Here is a 14,449-nt window from a genome sequence, read left to right as displayed (position 1 = left end):
GGGACTATGTAGGGGCTGCTGGTTTGCCTGAAAATCCGTATAATATTGAACGATCTTTTCAGTAATTCAGAAATGACGACCACCCCCGGCACTCCCTCCTTCGCCCAGCTTCAGGTCCTGCTCGCCGTGGTCGATGCCGGCAGCTTTGCCGCCGCCGCCCGGCGCCTCAACCGCGCGACCTCGGCGATCACCTACGCGATCGACAATCTGGAGGCACAGCTCGGCCTGCCGCTGTTCGACCGGGTCGCCACCCGCAAGCCCGAGCTGACCCAGGCCGGCCGGGCCGTGCTGGCCGAGGCCCGCGCCGTGACTCACGGCGTCGATATGCTGCGCGCCAAGGTGAAGGGCCTGCTCGAAGGGCTGGAGGCCGAAGTCTCGCTCGCCGTCGACGTCATGCTGCCGACCGCCCGTCTCGTCGACGCGCTGCAGGCCTTCCAGACGACATTCCCCACCGTGCCGCTACGGCTCCATGTCGAGACGCTGGGCGCCGTGACGCAGCTCGTGCTCGAAGGCACCGCGAACATCGGAGTGAGCGGCCCGAACGTCGCGGCCGAGGGCACCGAGAGCATCGCCATTGGCGGCGTCCAGCTCGTGCCGGTTGCCGCGCCCTTCCATCCCCTGGCGCGTCTCGGCGGAAAGGCGCGCGGGGCCGCGCGCGATCATATCCAGCTCGTCCTCAGCGACCGCTCGAAGCTGACCGAGGGTCAGGATTTCGGCGTTGTCGGCCCCAAGACCTGGCGACTCGCCGATCTCGGCGCCAAGCACGCGCTGCTGCTGGCCGGTGTCGGCTGGGGCAGCATGCCGGCGCCGATGGTGAAGGGCGACATCGAGGCCGGCCGGCTCGTCGAACTCGCTCTCTCCGACTGGTGGGCGGCGACCTACCCGCTGCGTGTCCTGCACCGCATCGACACCCCTCCCGGCCCCGCCGCCCAATGGCTGATCGAGCGCTTCAGGAGTCAGATGTAGCGTCTACCCCCGCCACCGCGCGGCTTCTTCCGGATCGGCATTGCAGGCGGCGGCGACCAGCGCGGCCGTGAGCATCGTCGCCTGCCGCAGCTCGCTTTGCGCGACCTTGTCGCGTGTATCGGCGGGCGTCAGCACGACCCGCAGATGGGCGTTGGGATCGTCGAAGCCTGCAACCAGGCGGATCGCCGGGATGCCGCCCGCCGCGAAGTTCGCGTGGTCGGAATTGGTCATCAGAGGACGCACGGTGCGCAGGGATTGACCATTGGCCTCGGCAACACCCAGCAGGAAAGGCTCGACGCCGGCAAAGCCGCTGGTGAGGGCGGCGAGGTTGGGGCTGCCCGCCACCGAATCGAGATTGACGTTGAGCGCGATCTTTCCTCGCTCGGCATCGCCCAGCGCCTTCACATATTGCGCCGACCCGGTCAGCGCCCATTCCTCGACACTGAAGAACATCACCCGCAGCCCGCGCCGCCACTTCGCCACCTCCGGCGACAGCGCCCGCGTCACCGCCAGAACGGCAGCGAGACCGGTGCCGTTGTCCATCGCGCTCTCGGCCAGGTCGTGGCCGTCGACATGCGCCGACAGCACCACCCATTCGTCGGTCTGGCCGGGGTAGTCGAACACGAGCGTCTCGGTCTCGGCCGGCCCTTCCGCCGTCTCGATGGCGATCGTGACGGTCGGGAAGCCGGTCGAACGGCGGGCCAGCTTTGCCGCCGTCTCGGGCGAAATGCCGAGCGCGGGAATGCCCTCGCCCGAATCGCGGCCCGAGGAGCCCGCCACCACGTGGCCCGCCAGCGGACCGCCGATCAGGAATCCCACCGCGCCATGGGCCCGCGCCATGTCGTACTTGCGCCGGCGATGGATCGTGCCCGCGGCGAACATCAGCTCGTGCCGCACCAGCACGATGCGGCCGGCAATCTCCGCCTTGTGCGCCTCGAACTCGTCGGGCGTGCCGCGTCCGAGATCGATCACCTCGGCGGTGAGGCCCGGCGTCGCGATGGTACGCACCAGCGGATGGCACGGGGCAAAGGTCCCACCCGGCAGCTTCAGCGTGGCCGACCTGGCCTGCCAGCCATTGTAGGGCACCGGAATCGACCGGCCCGAATTGGCCGGCGACGCCGCCCGCACTCTCTCCCGCAGCAACGCGAACGCTTTCTTCTCGCTGTCGGTGCCCGAGAGACGACCGCCGCAGTCGCAGATGTCGTTGAAGTCGCGCCACAGCGCCTCGTCGGCCGCGAGGCGGCCCATCAGGTTGGCGTCGAGACGCATCATTCACCCTTTCAGTTTGTCGTCGAGCATGTCGAGGAAGGCCGTCGCCAGAAGCGAAGGTTCGCGGTCGCGGCGGTGGAAGGCGCCGATATCGTAGGTCACGGCAGGCTCGAAGGGCCGCGTCACGAGGCCGAGATGCTCGAAGCAGCGCGCCGACAGCGGATCGACGATCGACCAGCCTGCACCGGCCGCAACGAGGCCGCAGAGGCTCGCGAAGAACTCGGCCTCGACCACGGCGTTCAGCGATACGCCCGCCGCCGAGAAGACGCTGCGGATGCGGTTTGGGACCTGATGCGATCGCGCCGGCATCACCATCGGATGCGGCGCGAGCAGTTGCGGCGTCAGAAGCTTGCACGAGGCGAGCGGATGGCGCGGCGGCAGGATCGCGACGCAGCGCATCGCGTAGCGCCGAACTTCGACCTGACTGTCGTCGATCGGCAGCTCGGCGATGCCGATGTCGAAGCTCTCGGTCGGCAGGAGCTGGCTCACCACGTCCGAATGGCGCGAGATCAGCCGCACCGCCACGCCCGGACGCTCGGCCAGGAACTGCGCCACGAGATTGGGCAACAGGGAGATGGCGGCCGAGGGGTGGCTGGCGATCGACAAACGGCCCGACTGGCCCTCGCGGATCTGGACGGTCGCGGCCTCCAGCCGATCGACCTCCCCCAGCACACGGCTTGCTTCGGCATAGAACAGAATGCCCTCGGGCGTCGGTTTCAGCCGGCCGTTGGCGCGCTCGAACAGGGAGAAACCCACCGCCTCCTCCAGACGCGCGATCTGGGTGCTGACGGCGGGCTGGGTCACACCCATGGCCCCCGCGGCAGCAGTCATGGAGCGGTGGTCGACGACCGCCCGGAAGGCTTCGAGAAGCTTGACGTCCATACTCTATAATCAGCCGTTATCGTGTGTGTTGCCCGTATTGCATCCACTTCCTAGCAAGACTCTTGCCGATACAGGAGGCGAATAAGGAGCGGCATAGGAATTGCTTATGGGATGACATGAGCAATCCCAGCCCTCTCATCCTCGCGGACGGCATCACCAAGCGCTTTGGCGCGAACCAGGTGCTGACGCGCGTGTCCCTGGAAGTACTGGAGCGCGACGTTGTCTGCGTCGTGGGTCCCTCGGGCTCGGGCAAGACCACGCTGCTGCGCTGCCTTGCGCTGCTGGAGGAGCCGAGCGAGGGCCGTGTGGTGATGGAGGGCGTGCCCATTTCGACGCCATCGCCGGGCAAGCAGGTGAAGGCCGCCGCGCGCGACGTGCGCTCCGAGATCGGCATGGTCTTCCAGCACTTCAATCTGTGGCCGCACATGTCGGTGCTGCAGAACCTGATCGAAGCGCCGATCCGCGTGAAGAAGATGCCCAGGGACAAGGCCGTCGCCATCGCCGAGTCGCTGCTGAGGAAGGTCGACCTGTTCGAGAAGCGCGACGCCTACCCGGCGCGCCTGTCCGGCGGCCAGCAGCAGCGCGTGGCGATTGCCCGCGCCTTGGCCATGTCGCCCAAGGTCCTGCTGTTCGACGAGGCAACCAGCGCGCTCGATCCCGAGCTGCGCCGCGAGGTGCTGGCCGTCATGCGCCAGCTCGCGCGCGAGGGCATGACCATGCTGGTCGTCACGCACGAGATGGGCTTCGCGCGCCATGTCGGCACGCGCACCGTGTTCATGGATCGAGGCGAGATCGTCGAGGCGGCGCCGGGTTCGGCCTTCTTCGATGCGCCGCAGACGGAGCGCGCCCAGCGCTTCCTGCAGCAGTTCGCGGATGAGTGATGGGGAAGGTCAACAAGGGAGACCGATGATGGGTGTAGCAAGGATATTGGGTGCGCTCGCGCTGGCCGGCACGGTTGGCGCATTGTCGATCACGGGCGCTGAAGCGCAGCAGACGCAATCGCGTCTCTACGAGGTGACCAAGAGCAAGAAGCTCCGGGTCTGCCAGTTCCCGCTCTACTATTCGATCTCGTTCCGCAATTCGAAGACCGGTGAGATCGAGGGCATCGACGCCGACCTCGCGAAGGAATTCGCCAAGGAGCTCGATGCGAAGCTCGAAATCGTCGAGTCGAGCTTCGGCTCGTTCATCGCCGACCTGCAGGCCGGCAAGTGCGAGATCGGCATGTTCGGTGTCGGCGCCACGATGAAGCGCGGCCAGGCCGTCGAATTCTCCAAGCCCTACCTGCTGACCAACCTCTATGCGGTCACCCGCAAGGACAGCAAGATCAAGGAGTGGAAGGACATCGACCAGAAGGGCGTGAAGGCTGCCGTCTCCCTGGGCAGCTACATGGAGCCCTTCATGAAGGGCTACGTGAAGAACGCCGAGGTCGTCTCGGTGGCCCCGCCCAACACGCGCGAGGCCGAGCTGGTCGCACAGCGGGTCGACGTCATCATCACCGACTTCCCGACCGCCATCAAAGTGACCGACGAGTTCGACTGGGCAACCTACATCCTGCCCAACGAGAAGCTCGCCATCACGCCCTACGCCTACGTCGTGCCGCAGGGCGACCAGATCTGGCTGAACTACGTCAACCTGTTCGTCGACACGATCAAGCTCGACGGCCGGCTGCTGAAGTACGCCAAGAAGCACAAGCTCGACCCGATCGTCGCGCCGTAAACGGCGTTCGCTCATTGGAGCGCGCCACTCCAGTGGCGCTCATCATCAAGGGGTGCGCCACTGGAGTGGCGCGCTCCGCCGAGGCTTGAATGTTCAAGTACCAATTCCGCTGGGACACGGTCTGGGGAAGCTTCGACTTCCTGATGGGCGGCCTGCAGATGACGCTGATCATCTCGGCCATCACGCTGGTGCTGGCGATGATCGGCGGGCTGATCATCGCGCTGCTCGACATGTCGCGCTTCCGCGCCCTGCGCTGGATCGGCATCTCGATCGGCGAGGTGGTGCGCAACACGCCGATCCTGGTCCAGCTCCTCTGGGTCTACTACGTGCTGCCGATCGTGTTCGGCGTCCGCATCGAGGCGCTCGTGGCCCTGATCATCGGCCTCGCCCTCTACCAGGCGTCCTTCATCTCCGAGGTCTATCGCTCCGGCATCCAGAGCGTGCCCAAGGGCCATCGCGAGGCCGCCCAGGTGCTGGGCCTGACGCCGCTTCAGTCGTTCAACCGCATCGTGCTGCCGCAGGCGATCCGCATGACCCTGCCGCCGCTCGCCTCGAACTTCGTGCAGCTCATCAAGTTCTCCTCTCTGGGCGCCGTCATCTCGGTGAGCGAGATCACCCGCCGCGGCATGGAGCTCTCGGCCACCAACTTCCGGCCGCTCGAGACCTTCACCTTCATCGCCGTGGTCTACTTCTTCATCTGCTGGCCGCTCGCCATGGCCATCCGCTTCTGGGAACGCAGGCTGCAGGCTCGCTGATGTCGTCGAAAATCCGTACCGAACTGGCGCACAAGGTCGAGGGCTCGCTCGACCGTCTCATCGCCGTGACGCAGCGGCTGGTGGCCGTGGCCTCTCCCAACCCGCCGAGCGACACGTTCGACGTCGCCGCGGTGGCCGAGGCGCTGTTGCGCGAGATTCCCGGCATCGAGATCGAGCGGGTCGAGCCGGAGCCGCGCATCGTCTCGCTGATCGGCCGCATCCGCGGCCGCGCACCAGGCCGCCGCCTGATCTTCAACGGCCATCTCGACACCTTCCCGTTGCTCGAGAACCTGCCCTGGACCGTGCCGCCGCTGGGCGGCGTGCTGAAGGACGGCAAGCTCTACGGGCGTGGCGTCTGCGACATGAAGGGCGGCATCGCCTGCTCCCTTCTCGCCGCCCTGCTGCTGGCGGAGAACCGCGATGCCTGGGACGGCGAGATTGTGCTCACCCTGGCGGGTGACGAGGAGAATATGGGCTCGCTGGGCTCCGGCTATCTCCTGCAGAATTTCCCGCATGCCGCCGGCGACGCCAACATCTGCGGCGATGTCGGCTCGCCCAGGGTCGTGCGGTTCGGCGAGAAGGGCCTGATGTGGGTCGAGATCGAGACCACGGGATCGCCCGCCCACGGCGCCCATGTCCACAAGGGCACAAATGCCATCGACCGGCTGCGGACCGCGCTCGACTACCTGAAGCAGCTGGAGGACGTGCCCTTCCAGTCTCCGCCGGTCGTGACCAGCGCGATCGGCAAGGCCAAGCCCATCTCCGAGCCCCTGTCGGGCGCGGGCGAAGCCGACACCTTGTCGAGGGTCACGGTGAACATCGGCACCATCGAGGGCGGCACCTCGCCCAACCTGGTGCCCACGCATGCGATTGCCCGCGCCGATATCCGTCTGCCGGTCGGGGTCACAACCGACATGCTCGCGGCGAAGCTCGACGAATGGCTGGGGCCGCTCGACGGCGTGAGCTGGAAGGCGATCCGGCGCTTCGAGCCGTCCTTCACCGATCCCGGCCATGAGATCGTGACACGCACCGCGTCCGTCGCCGCCGAAGTGCTGGGTGAGACACCGGCCGTCAACATGAGGGTCGGCGGTTCGGACTCGCGCTGGTATCGCATGTTCGACGTGCCGACCGTGGTGCTGGGCCTCACGCCCTTCAACATGGGCGGCGCCGACGAATATGTGCTGGTCGACGAGCTGCTGGCCGTCGCAAAGATCCACACGTTGGTCGCCTACGACTTCCTCTCCGCGGAGCTTTGACATGGACCGTCTGTCCGACGACGAGCTGTTCACCCTGCCGCTCACCTTCATGGGCGTGCCCTACGGACGGCCCGGTCCGGCGAACAAGGCCGCGATCCTCGGCATCCCGTTCGATTGCGGCACCAACATGCGCATCGGCGCGCGCGGCGGCCCGGACTCGGTGCGCCAGCAGTCGCAACTGATGCGGCGCTTCAATCCGACCAATGCCGATTTCGATCCCGCGACCGCACTGGGCCTGGTCGATTGCGGCAACGTGAAACTCACGCCCTCGAAGATCGTCGATGCCTTCGAACGGATCGAGCAGGCCGCCGATCGCATCGTCGAGGCCGGGGCCGTGCCGATCACCATCGGCGGCGACGGCTCGGTCACCGTTCCCGTCGCGCGCGCCGTCGGCAAGAAGTACCCGAAGATGGCGGCGCTCCACATCGATTCGCACACCGATTCCTATCCCTACGGGTCGGAGGAAAAGTACAACTCCGCCACCCAGTTCACGCATGTCGCCGAGGAAGGCCTCGTCGACCCGGAATTCTCCTGGCACGTCGGCATCCGCAGCACGACCTACGCGCAGGGCGTCGTGCCGCGCGCCCTGAGCCTCGGCTACAAGGTCGTGTCGATCGACGAGCTGATCCGCGGCGGCTTCGCCCAGCGCATGGCCGAGTTCCGCGACAAGGTCGGCAAGCGGCCCGTCTATCTCTGCTTCGACATGGACGTGTTCGATCCCTCATGTGCGCCGGGCGTCTGCACCCCGTCCTGGGGCGGGCTGAGCGCCCGCGAAGGCATCGACCTGCTGCGCTGCCTCACGGACCTCAACATCGTGGCCGTCGACGTGAACACGGTGAGCCCACCGCAGGACGTCAACGGAATGGCCGCACACCTCTGCTCGCACGTGATCTACGAGACGCTCGTGCTGCTGTGCCGGCAGATGGGGCTGGCCGACGCGACGTAGCCACAACGGAGCGCGCCACTGGAGTGGCGCGCTCCAATGAGTCACCGCAAGTACTTCGCGAAGAACGCCTTGGTCCGCGCCTCGGCGTCGGGAGCGGCGACGGTGTCGTAGGCGAGATGATGTTGCTTGCCGGCCGCACCGGGCACATTGCGGTCGGCGGCCTTCGAATCGAAGCTGTGATAGGCGTTGGGGTAGTAGACCGCCTCGACGAGGTCACCGCGTCGCAGGCCGGAGACCAGGCTGCGGCAGCGATCGGCCGACGTCCAGTCGTCCTTGTCGCCGGCCAGCAGCAATACGGGGATGTCGATGCCGCCATCAGACTTGGGATTGCAGCCCGGGTAATAGGCGACACCCGCGGCCAGGCCGCGTTGCGCCAATCCGAAATTCTTCTGCGCCGAACGTATGACTGTCGAGCCGCCATGGCTGTGGCCGATGATACCGACCTTCCCCTTCACCACGTCGGGCCGCGTCGCCAGATAGTCGAGCGCCCCGGCAATGTCGGCCACGCGCATGTTGGGTGTCACCACGTTGGGTGTCGTGCACACGGCCTTGGTGCCGCGCGGACCGAACGAATCCGGCGCCAGCACGAGGTAGCCCCAGCTTACCAGAAGCTTGCCCCAGACATCGGTGTGCCGGTTCGTGCCCGCGCAACTATGGGCCAGGATGATCGCCGGGAATGGGCCCTCGCCCGAAGGCTTGTAGACCCAGCCCTTTACTTCCGGCCCGGCCTGACTGCTCCCGACGGTGACGCTGGGAAAGCTCACGGACTGCGCCCAGGCAGGCGTACCCAGAGCGAGCAGAACGACCATCACGAGCAAGCGGATCATGTCGCTCCTCATCCGCCGGGGGCGCGCCACTCCAGCGGCGCGATCAACGTCGAAATCCCCAAAGACGCGCCACTGGAGTGGCGCGCCCCCAGCCAAGATCACTCCGGCTGGATGCCCGCCAGTTTGGCGATTTCCGCCCAGCTCACCAGCTCCTTCTTGATCCGCTGGGCAAAGGCATCCGGCGACTCGCCGCCCGGCAGGCTCGACAGGTCGCGGATCTTGGCCTGCATCTCGGGCTCGGCCAGAACCGCCACGACATCGTCGCGCATGCGGTTGGCGAGCGCGGGCGACATCTTGCCCGGACCGAACAGCGCGAACCAAGCCGTCGTGTCGACGCCCGGCACGCCCGCCTCGGCGATGGTCGGGATGTCCTCCAGGCCCGGCAGCCGCTTGGTGCCGCTCACCGCCAGCATGCGCAGGGTACCCGCCCGGTGGTGCGACATCACCGTGAGCGGGCTGGTGAAGCCCACCGGGATGTGACCGCCGGCCAGCTCCTGCATCATGGGCGCCGCGCCCTTGTAGGCCACGTTCTCGATCTTCAGCCCGCTCTTCACCCGGAACAGCTCGCCCACCATGCGGGTCGTGTTCTCGGTGCTGCCGAACTGGTACTTGCCGGGATTGGCCTTCGCCGCCGCCATGAACTTTTCCATCGAGTCCATGCCCGCCTTGGGCGAACCGACCAGCGCGAGCGCGCCTTCGATCAGCGGCGTCACGGGCGTGAAGTCGCGTTCGGTGTCGTAGGGCAGCACCTTCGTCGTATAGGGATTGATCGTGTGGGCGCTGGTGGTGACCAGCAGCGTGTAACCGTCGGGCGGGGCCTTGGCGACGATCTCGCTGCCCAGGATGCCGCTGGCGCCGCCCTTGTTGTCGATGATGACGGTCTGCTTCCAGCGCTCGGCGAGGCGCGGGATGACCAGGCGCGCCACCAGGTCGGTGCCGCCGCCCGCCGGGTAAGGCACCACCACCCTGACCTGCTTCGTCGGATAGTCCTGCGCGCGGACGATCGCCGGCGCCATTCCGAAGGCAACACCTGCCGTGCCCGCGGCCACGAAGCCGCGTCGCGTCATGCCTGTCATGCAATCCTCCCGTTCCATTTCCTTGGCGACAGACTAGGGTCAATCCGGGAGGAAAAAAACATGTTCGATCTGATCATCAAGGATGCGGAAATCCACGACGGTTCGGGCGCCCCGCCGGTTCACGGCGACCTCGGCGTGAAGGATGGCAGGATCGCCGCCATCGGCCCCAGGCTCGGCGCCGCCCGGGAAACGGTCAAGGCCGACGGGCTGGCGCTGGCACCGGGCATCATCGACGGCCATACCCACTACGACGCGCAGATTACCTGGGATCCCTTCGTCGATCCCTCACCGGCGCTGGGCGTCACGACGGCCATCCTGGGCAATTGCGGCTTCACCATCGCGCCTTGCAAGCCGGCCGACCGCGACCTCACCATGCGCCACCTCACCCATGTCGAGGGCATGTCACTCGACGCCCTGCGCGCCGGCATCAACTGGGGCTTCGAGAGCTTCCCGCAATATCTCGACATGCTGGAGAAGAACGGCGTCGGTCCCAACGTCGCCTGCTTCGCCGGCCACTCCGCCATCCGCACCTTCGTGATGGGCACCGACGCCACCGAGCGTGCCGCTTCCGAGGCCGAGGTCTCGAAGATGGCCGATCTGGTGCGCGAGGCCATGGCGGCCGGTGCCATCGGTTTCGCCTCCTCGACGTCGGAAGCCCACAACGGCGAGGGCGGCACGCCGATGCCGTCGCGCCTCGCCGACGACCATGAGCTGCGCACGCTGGTGAAGGCGATGGGCGAGCGCGGCACCGGCGTCTACATGCTGACCAAGGGCCGCACGACGACGATCCCGTATCTCGAGGAGATCGCCGCCGAAGCCAACCGCCCGGTGGTGATCGCCGCGCTGTTCCATTCGAACACCAATCCCGAAGCCGCCTTCACCACGCTCGACCAGGTGAACGCGGCCCGCGCCCGCGGCCGCACCCTCGTGGCCCAGACCTCCTGCTGCCCGCTCAGCATGGATTTCACCTTCCACAGCCCCTACCTGTTCGAGAGCATGCAGGCGTGGAAGCCGGCGATGGCGGCGCACGATCCGGCCGAGCTCGCGAAGATCTACCGCGACCCGGCCTGGCGCGCCTCGGTGCGCGAGGAACTCTTAGCCAAGCGCGGCCGGCTATTGTTCAACGGCGAATGGGACAAGCTGTTCGTCGTCGAGACGGCGAAGGACGAGAACCGCGCGATGGAAGGCGCGACGCTCGGCGAACTCGCGAAGCAGGCCGGCAAGGACCCGTTCGACTTCATCCTCGACTTCGCCCTGTCGGAAAACCTCGACACGATGTTCGTGGCGCAGCTTCTGCACAATGACGACGAGGCGGTGGGCCGCATCCTGGCCGATCCCAACACCCACATCTCGCTGAGCGACGCCGGCGCCCATCTCACCTTCTTCTGCGACGCAGGCTTCGGCCTGCATCTGATGGGTCACTGGAGCCGCGACCTCGGTGTGCTCGACCTGCCGAACGCCGTGCATCGCCTGACCGGTCAGCCGGCGAAGCTGTTCGGCATCCAGGATCGCGGCCTGCTGCGCGAGGGCCTCGCCGCCGACCTGATGCTGTTCGATCCCAAGACCGTGGCGCGCGGCCCGAAGCGGCGAACCCACGACCTGCCCGCGGGCGCGGCGCGCCTCACCGCCGGCGCGGTCGGGCTCCACGGCGTGTGGATCAACGGCAATCGGGCCGCCGACGAGACGGGCTTCTGCGCCGACCCGGCCTCGCGGCCCGGCAAGGTCTTGCGTTCCTTCGGCTGATCCCGTCCGCAGGAGCGGTCAGGACATCGCCCGCCGACGGGCAACTTCGACCAGCGCGCGCGAACTGTCGGCAGGGGAAGATTTGTTGCGCTTCACCTGTCGGCATTTCAGGCATCTGTGCACGATGACGTAGCGGCCGCGCGCCTGCTCGACCGCGATCGGCTCCATCATCCCGCCGCAGTCGGCGGCCCGGTCTCCCGGATTCTCGTCGACATGCTTGCTGAACAGGCAGGCTGGACAGTGGTTGGTGAAGCCGTTCCCCTCGACCTCGGCGCCACAGCGCTCACAGGCGAAATTCTCGATGTTGCGCGCAAAAAGACGGGCCATGCCCCCAGTTTCGCACTGCCCCTGGACCGGCGCACACGAAAAAGGGTGGGCACCCGATGGCACCCACCCCGTCGGTCCGAGAGCGTTCTTTAGCGGTAGTAGCCGTCGTTGCGCGGCGTGGTCGCGGCGCCGATGGCCGCACCACCCAAGCCGCCGACGACCGCACCGGCCACCGGGGAACCCATCGTGGAGCCCACCACGGCGCCCGTGCCGGCGCCGATCGCTCCACCCGTCAGGGCGCGGTCCGTGGGATTGTTTCCGCAGGCGGCGACACCCAGGCCGAGCGCCGCAACGATCGCGATATTGGTGAACTTCAGCATGAGAGTCTCCTGCGCATGAATTGTTAGCGACAGAACGACTGGAGGCGCTGCCCGGTTGCGTTCACGGAATCGCGTGCAAGGCAGAATCACCAGTCGGCCACGACTCCCTGCCCGACGGCGACTGCGCAAAATGGAAAAGCCGGCAATCGCGCGGATTGTCGGCCTGGATCAAACGAGGATGGGGAAGATAGAAGGTCTCCGGTTGCAGCCGACGCCACTCGGGGAGAGGGGTTGGAAGGCCGCAACCGGAGGGCCGGACGGTGAGGTCCGGCTTTCTTCTAACGCACGCCGCACCGGCGCGTTGCCGATGCGGCGTCAACGATCACCTTACTGGATGACGATTTCGACGCGGCGATTCTGCGGCTCGCGGACGTTCGGACCGGTCTGCACCAGCAGGCCCTGCTCGCCACGGCCAACCACCGCGATCGCGGTCGCCGGAACGCCTTCGCGCACCAGCGCGTCCTTGACGGCGTTGGCGCGGCGCAGCGACAGCGCCATGTTGTAGGCAGGCGCGCCCGACGTATCGGTATGACCGGTCGCCGTGATGCGGGCGTTACCCTTCTGCTTGTAAGCGCCGGCGGCCTGGCGGATGGTGGTCAGCGCCTGGTCGCTCAGGTTGGCGCGATCCCAGTCGAAGAACACCATGAACGACGGCGGCGCGACCATCGTCGGAGCCGGCGGCGGGGGCGGCGGCGGCGAGACGAACTTGTAGGTCACGCCGGCCAGCGCGAGGATGTTGTTGTTCTGGAAGCTGACATTGCCGAACGGCGTGTTCACGCTCGGGCTGGTCGTGCCGACATAGCGGCCTTCGATCAGGAAGCGGAGCTGCTCGTTCACATTGTAGGCGACGCCAACCATGCCTTGATAGGCGAACTGGGTGCTGCCCAGCGAGGAATTGCTGTCGATAAAGGCGACACCCGCACCGGCGCCGATATAGGGCGTGATGACCGACGTCGGCATGAAGTCGTACAGCACGTTGGCCATCACGTTGAGCTGGCCGACCTTGCCGTTGATCGCCGTACCGGGGATGTTGGCCGAGGTCGGGATCTCGCCGTAGCCCACCTCCAGCTCCAGGCGCGGGCCAACGAAGTCATAACCAGCCTTGCCGCCGACGGACCACCCCGTCCAGGTGTTCGCATTCGAGTTCGAGCCAACGAACCAGGCGGCACCGCCGCCCGCACCGATATAGAAGCCTTCCTGCGCGTTGATTGACTGCGCCTGGACCGCTGCCGGTGCCAGAGCCACGAATGCCGCTGCTGCAATGAGTTTCTTCATTCCAATTTCCCCGCTCACTTAAGGAACCACCAACGGACAACTCCGGTGCCCCGGTTTGGTTGCATTGCCGCCTCACTCGCCGCTCCGACGCCGCCAAGTGGTGCAGATCGGCAACGGCAGACCGTACGGCTTCGAACGTCGAGCACCCGCTTCATCCGCCGGGCGAAAACGATGGACCGCCGCGCCTTGCAGGGTCGATGCGCCGACTTCATCATCGCGCCATGAACGGTTATCGACGCATCACGGTCTCACCGATCGCCGGCGCGCTCGGAGCGGAGATCGGCGGGGTCGACGTGAGCGTCCGCCTCGACGATGAGACGGTCGCGGAGATCCGCCGGGCGCTGCTCGAGCATCTGGTGATCTTCTTTCGCGGCCAGAGGCTCGACGATGCCAGCCACAAGGCCTTCACCCGCCGCTTCGGCGACCTCTTCGTCCATCCCAACTTCAACACCGGCACAGGCGATCCGGAAATCGTGCGCGTCGTCCGCGCCCCCGGCGACGAACGCATCGTCGGCGAGGAATGGCATTCCGACACCACGATGATGCCCGAGCCGCCGATGGGCGCCATCCTCTATGCGCTCGAGGTTCCGCCCTATGGCGGCGACACGCTGTTCGCCAACCAGTACCTCGCCTACGAGAGCCTGTCCGACGGCATGAAAGCGATGCTGGACGGCCTGCACGTCGTGCACAGCGACATCCGCGTCGCCGGTCCCCAGGTCGGACTGAACGCGCGCCGCTCGATCAAGGTGCGGGAGGATTCGAACTGGCGCCCGACCGAGAGCCTGCATCCGGTCGTGCGAACGCATCCCGAGACTGGCCGAAAGTGCCTGTTCGTGAACCACTCCTATTCCTGCCGCTTCGAGAACATGACCGACCGCGAGAGCAAGCCGCTGCTCGACTTCCTCATGGATCACGGTCACCGGCCGGAATTCACCTGCCGTTTCCGCTGGGAGGCAGGCTCGCTCGCCTTCTGGGACAATCGCTGCACCAAGCATCTAGCGGTCCACGATGCCGGCCCCTTCCACCGCCGCATGCAGCGCACCCAGATCGCGGGTGACGCCGTCGTCTGACCGACGACGGCGTCAGGTTGC

Annotated in this window: 15 protein-coding genes; 8 read left to right on the top strand and 7 right to left on the bottom strand. The window is 66.8% G+C overall.

Annotated features, from left to right (window positions below; genetic code table 11):
- The first annotated feature begins 72 nt into the window (after positions 1–72).
- Complete coding sequence (locus ACO07I_RS22075; RefSeq protein WP_422011154.1) at positions 73–966, top strand: LysR family transcriptional regulator; 894 nt, start codon at positions 73–75, stop codon at positions 964–966.
- Positions 967–969: 3 nt separating this feature from the next.
- Here the strand turns inward: ACO07I_RS22075 and ACO07I_RS22070 are convergent, their stop codons facing one another.
- Positions 970–2,238, bottom strand: a complete 1,269-nt coding sequence (locus tag ACO07I_RS22070; protein WP_422011152.1) for a M28 family peptidase — start codon at positions 2,236–2,238, stop codon at positions 970–972.
- Positions 2,239–3,117 (bottom strand): LysR family transcriptional regulator, encoded by an 879-nt coding sequence (locus ACO07I_RS22065; protein WP_422011150.1) that lies wholly within the window; start codon positions 3,115–3,117, stop codon positions 2,239–2,241.
- A 116-nt stretch (positions 3,118–3,233) separates the two neighbouring features.
- On the opposite strand from ACO07I_RS22065, the gene ACO07I_RS22060 reads away from it, so the two are divergent.
- The 5 genes from ACO07I_RS22060 to ACO07I_RS22040 all read left to right on the top strand — a co-directional run bounded on the left by ACO07I_RS22060 (position 3,234) and on the right by ACO07I_RS22040 (position 7,790).
- The gene (locus tag ACO07I_RS22060; RefSeq protein WP_422011148.1) at positions 3,234–3,998 is read left to right on the top strand and encodes an amino acid ABC transporter ATP-binding protein; all 765 of its coding nucleotides are present in this window, start codon (positions 3,234–3,236) and stop codon (positions 3,996–3,998) included.
- Between the two features lie 28 nt (positions 3,999–4,026).
- A complete protein-coding gene (locus ACO07I_RS22055) occupies positions 4,027–4,833 on the top strand; it encodes an ABC transporter substrate-binding protein (RefSeq protein ID WP_422011146.1) in 807 nt (268 codons plus the stop codon).
- Positions 4,834–4,922: 89 nt separating this feature from the next.
- Positions 4,923–5,588 (top strand): amino acid ABC transporter permease, encoded by a 666-nt coding sequence (locus ACO07I_RS22050; RefSeq protein WP_298313337.1) that lies wholly within the window; start codon positions 4,923–4,925, stop codon positions 5,586–5,588.
- Positions 5,588–6,844, top strand: coding sequence for a M20/M25/M40 family metallo-hydrolase (locus tag ACO07I_RS22045; protein WP_422011144.1), 1,257 nt, complete (start codon positions 5,588–5,590; stop codon positions 6,842–6,844). The genes ACO07I_RS22050 and ACO07I_RS22045 overlap by 1 nt, the downstream gene beginning before the upstream one ends.
- A gap of 1 nt (position 6,845) precedes the next feature.
- The gene (locus ACO07I_RS22040; RefSeq protein WP_422011142.1) at positions 6,846–7,790 is read left to right on the top strand and encodes an arginase family protein; all 945 of its coding nucleotides are present in this window, start codon (positions 6,846–6,848) and stop codon (positions 7,788–7,790) included.
- Between the two features lie 41 nt (positions 7,791–7,831).
- Here the strand turns inward: ACO07I_RS22040 and ACO07I_RS22035 are convergent, their stop codons facing one another.
- Positions 7,832–8,617, bottom strand: coding sequence for a dienelactone hydrolase family protein (locus ACO07I_RS22035; protein WP_422011140.1), 786 nt, complete (start codon positions 8,615–8,617; stop codon positions 7,832–7,834).
- Between the two features lie 98 nt (positions 8,618–8,715).
- The gene (locus ACO07I_RS22030) at positions 8,716–9,693 is read right to left on the bottom strand and encodes a Bug family tripartite tricarboxylate transporter substrate binding protein (RefSeq protein ID WP_422011138.1); all 978 of its coding nucleotides are present in this window, start codon (positions 9,691–9,693) and stop codon (positions 8,716–8,718) included.
- A 60-nt stretch (positions 9,694–9,753) separates the two neighbouring features.
- Here ACO07I_RS22030 and ACO07I_RS22025 point away from each other — a divergent pair, with 60 nt between their 5' ends.
- A complete protein-coding gene (locus tag ACO07I_RS22025) occupies positions 9,754–11,436 on the top strand; it encodes an N-acyl-D-amino-acid deacylase family protein (RefSeq protein ID WP_422011136.1) in 1,683 nt (560 codons plus the stop codon).
- An 18-nt stretch (positions 11,437–11,454) separates the two neighbouring features.
- Here ACO07I_RS22025 and ACO07I_RS22020 read toward each other — a convergent pair whose 3' ends face one another.
- From ACO07I_RS22020 to ACO07I_RS22010, 3 genes are all read right to left on the bottom strand, one after another.
- The gene (locus ACO07I_RS22020) at positions 11,455–11,763 is read right to left on the bottom strand and encodes an RNHCP domain-containing protein (protein ID WP_422011134.1); all 309 of its coding nucleotides are present in this window, start codon (positions 11,761–11,763) and stop codon (positions 11,455–11,457) included.
- An 89-nt stretch (positions 11,764–11,852) separates the two neighbouring features.
- Positions 11,853–12,083 carry a bacteriocin gene (locus ACO07I_RS22015; protein ID WP_422011132.1) on the bottom strand — a complete coding sequence of 77 codons (231 nt, stop codon included), beginning with the start codon at positions 12,081–12,083 and terminating at the stop codon, positions 11,853–11,855.
- A 327-nt stretch (positions 12,084–12,410) separates the two neighbouring features.
- Positions 12,411–13,358, bottom strand: a complete 948-nt coding sequence (locus tag ACO07I_RS22010; protein WP_422011130.1) for an OmpA family protein — start codon at positions 13,356–13,358, stop codon at positions 12,411–12,413.
- 197 nt (positions 13,359–13,555) lie between these two features.
- Here ACO07I_RS22010 and ACO07I_RS22005 point away from each other — a divergent pair, with 197 nt between their 5' ends.
- Entirely contained in the window at positions 13,556–14,428 is an 873-nt protein-coding gene (locus tag ACO07I_RS22005) for a TauD/TfdA dioxygenase family protein (protein ID WP_422011128.1), read from the top strand.
- The last annotated feature ends 21 nt before the right edge of the window (positions 14,429–14,449 follow it).

This window comes from Reyranella sp., from assembly GCF_965227665.1.
GTDB lineage: Bacteria > Pseudomonadota > Alphaproteobacteria > Reyranellales > Reyranellaceae > Reyranella.
This window is presented reverse-complemented; position numbering and strand designations above follow the sequence as displayed.

What these genes read in the sequence shown, in the direction of transcription:
- ACO07I_RS22075 (WP_422011154.1), top strand. Translation starts at nt 73, where the DNA reads ATGACGACCACCCCCGGCACTCCCTCCTTCGCCCAGCTTCAGGTCCTG.
- ACO07I_RS22070 (WP_422011152.1), bottom strand. Translation starts at nt 2,238, where the DNA reads ATGATGCGTCTCGACGCCAACCTGATGGGCCGCCTCGCGGCCGACGAG.
- ACO07I_RS22065 (WP_422011150.1), bottom strand. Translation starts at nt 3,117, where the DNA reads ATGGACGTCAAGCTTCTCGAAGCCTTCCGGGCGGTCGTCGACCACCGC.
- ACO07I_RS22060 (WP_422011148.1), top strand. Translation starts at nt 3,234, where the DNA reads ATGAGCAATCCCAGCCCTCTCATCCTCGCGGACGGCATCACCAAGCGC.
- ACO07I_RS22055 (WP_422011146.1), top strand. Translation starts at nt 4,027, where the DNA reads ATGGGTGTAGCAAGGATATTGGGTGCGCTCGCGCTGGCCGGCACGGTT.
- ACO07I_RS22050 (WP_298313337.1), top strand. Translation starts at nt 4,923, where the DNA reads ATGTTCAAGTACCAATTCCGCTGGGACACGGTCTGGGGAAGCTTCGAC.
- ACO07I_RS22045 (WP_422011144.1), top strand. Translation starts at nt 5,588, where the DNA reads ATGTCGTCGAAAATCCGTACCGAACTGGCGCACAAGGTCGAGGGCTCG.
- ACO07I_RS22040 (WP_422011142.1), top strand. Translation starts at nt 6,846, where the DNA reads ATGGACCGTCTGTCCGACGACGAGCTGTTCACCCTGCCGCTCACCTTC.
- ACO07I_RS22035 (WP_422011140.1), bottom strand. Translation starts at nt 8,617, where the DNA reads ATGATCCGCTTGCTCGTGATGGTCGTTCTGCTCGCTCTGGGTACGCCT.
- ACO07I_RS22030 (WP_422011138.1), bottom strand. Translation starts at nt 9,693, where the DNA reads ATGACAGGCATGACGCGACGCGGCTTCGTGGCCGCGGGCACGGCAGGT.
- ACO07I_RS22025 (WP_422011136.1), top strand. Translation starts at nt 9,754, where the DNA reads ATGTTCGATCTGATCATCAAGGATGCGGAAATCCACGACGGTTCGGGC.
- ACO07I_RS22020 (WP_422011134.1), bottom strand. Translation starts at nt 11,763, where the DNA reads ATGGCCCGTCTTTTTGCGCGCAACATCGAGAATTTCGCCTGTGAGCGC.
- ACO07I_RS22015 (WP_422011132.1), bottom strand. Translation starts at nt 12,083, where the DNA reads ATGCTGAAGTTCACCAATATCGCGATCGTTGCGGCGCTCGGCCTGGGT.
- ACO07I_RS22010 (WP_422011130.1), bottom strand. Translation starts at nt 13,358, where the DNA reads ATGAAGAAACTCATTGCAGCAGCGGCATTCGTGGCTCTGGCACCGGCA.
- ACO07I_RS22005 (WP_422011128.1), top strand. Translation starts at nt 13,556, where the DNA reads ATGCGCCGACTTCATCATCGCGCCATGAACGGTTATCGACGCATCACG.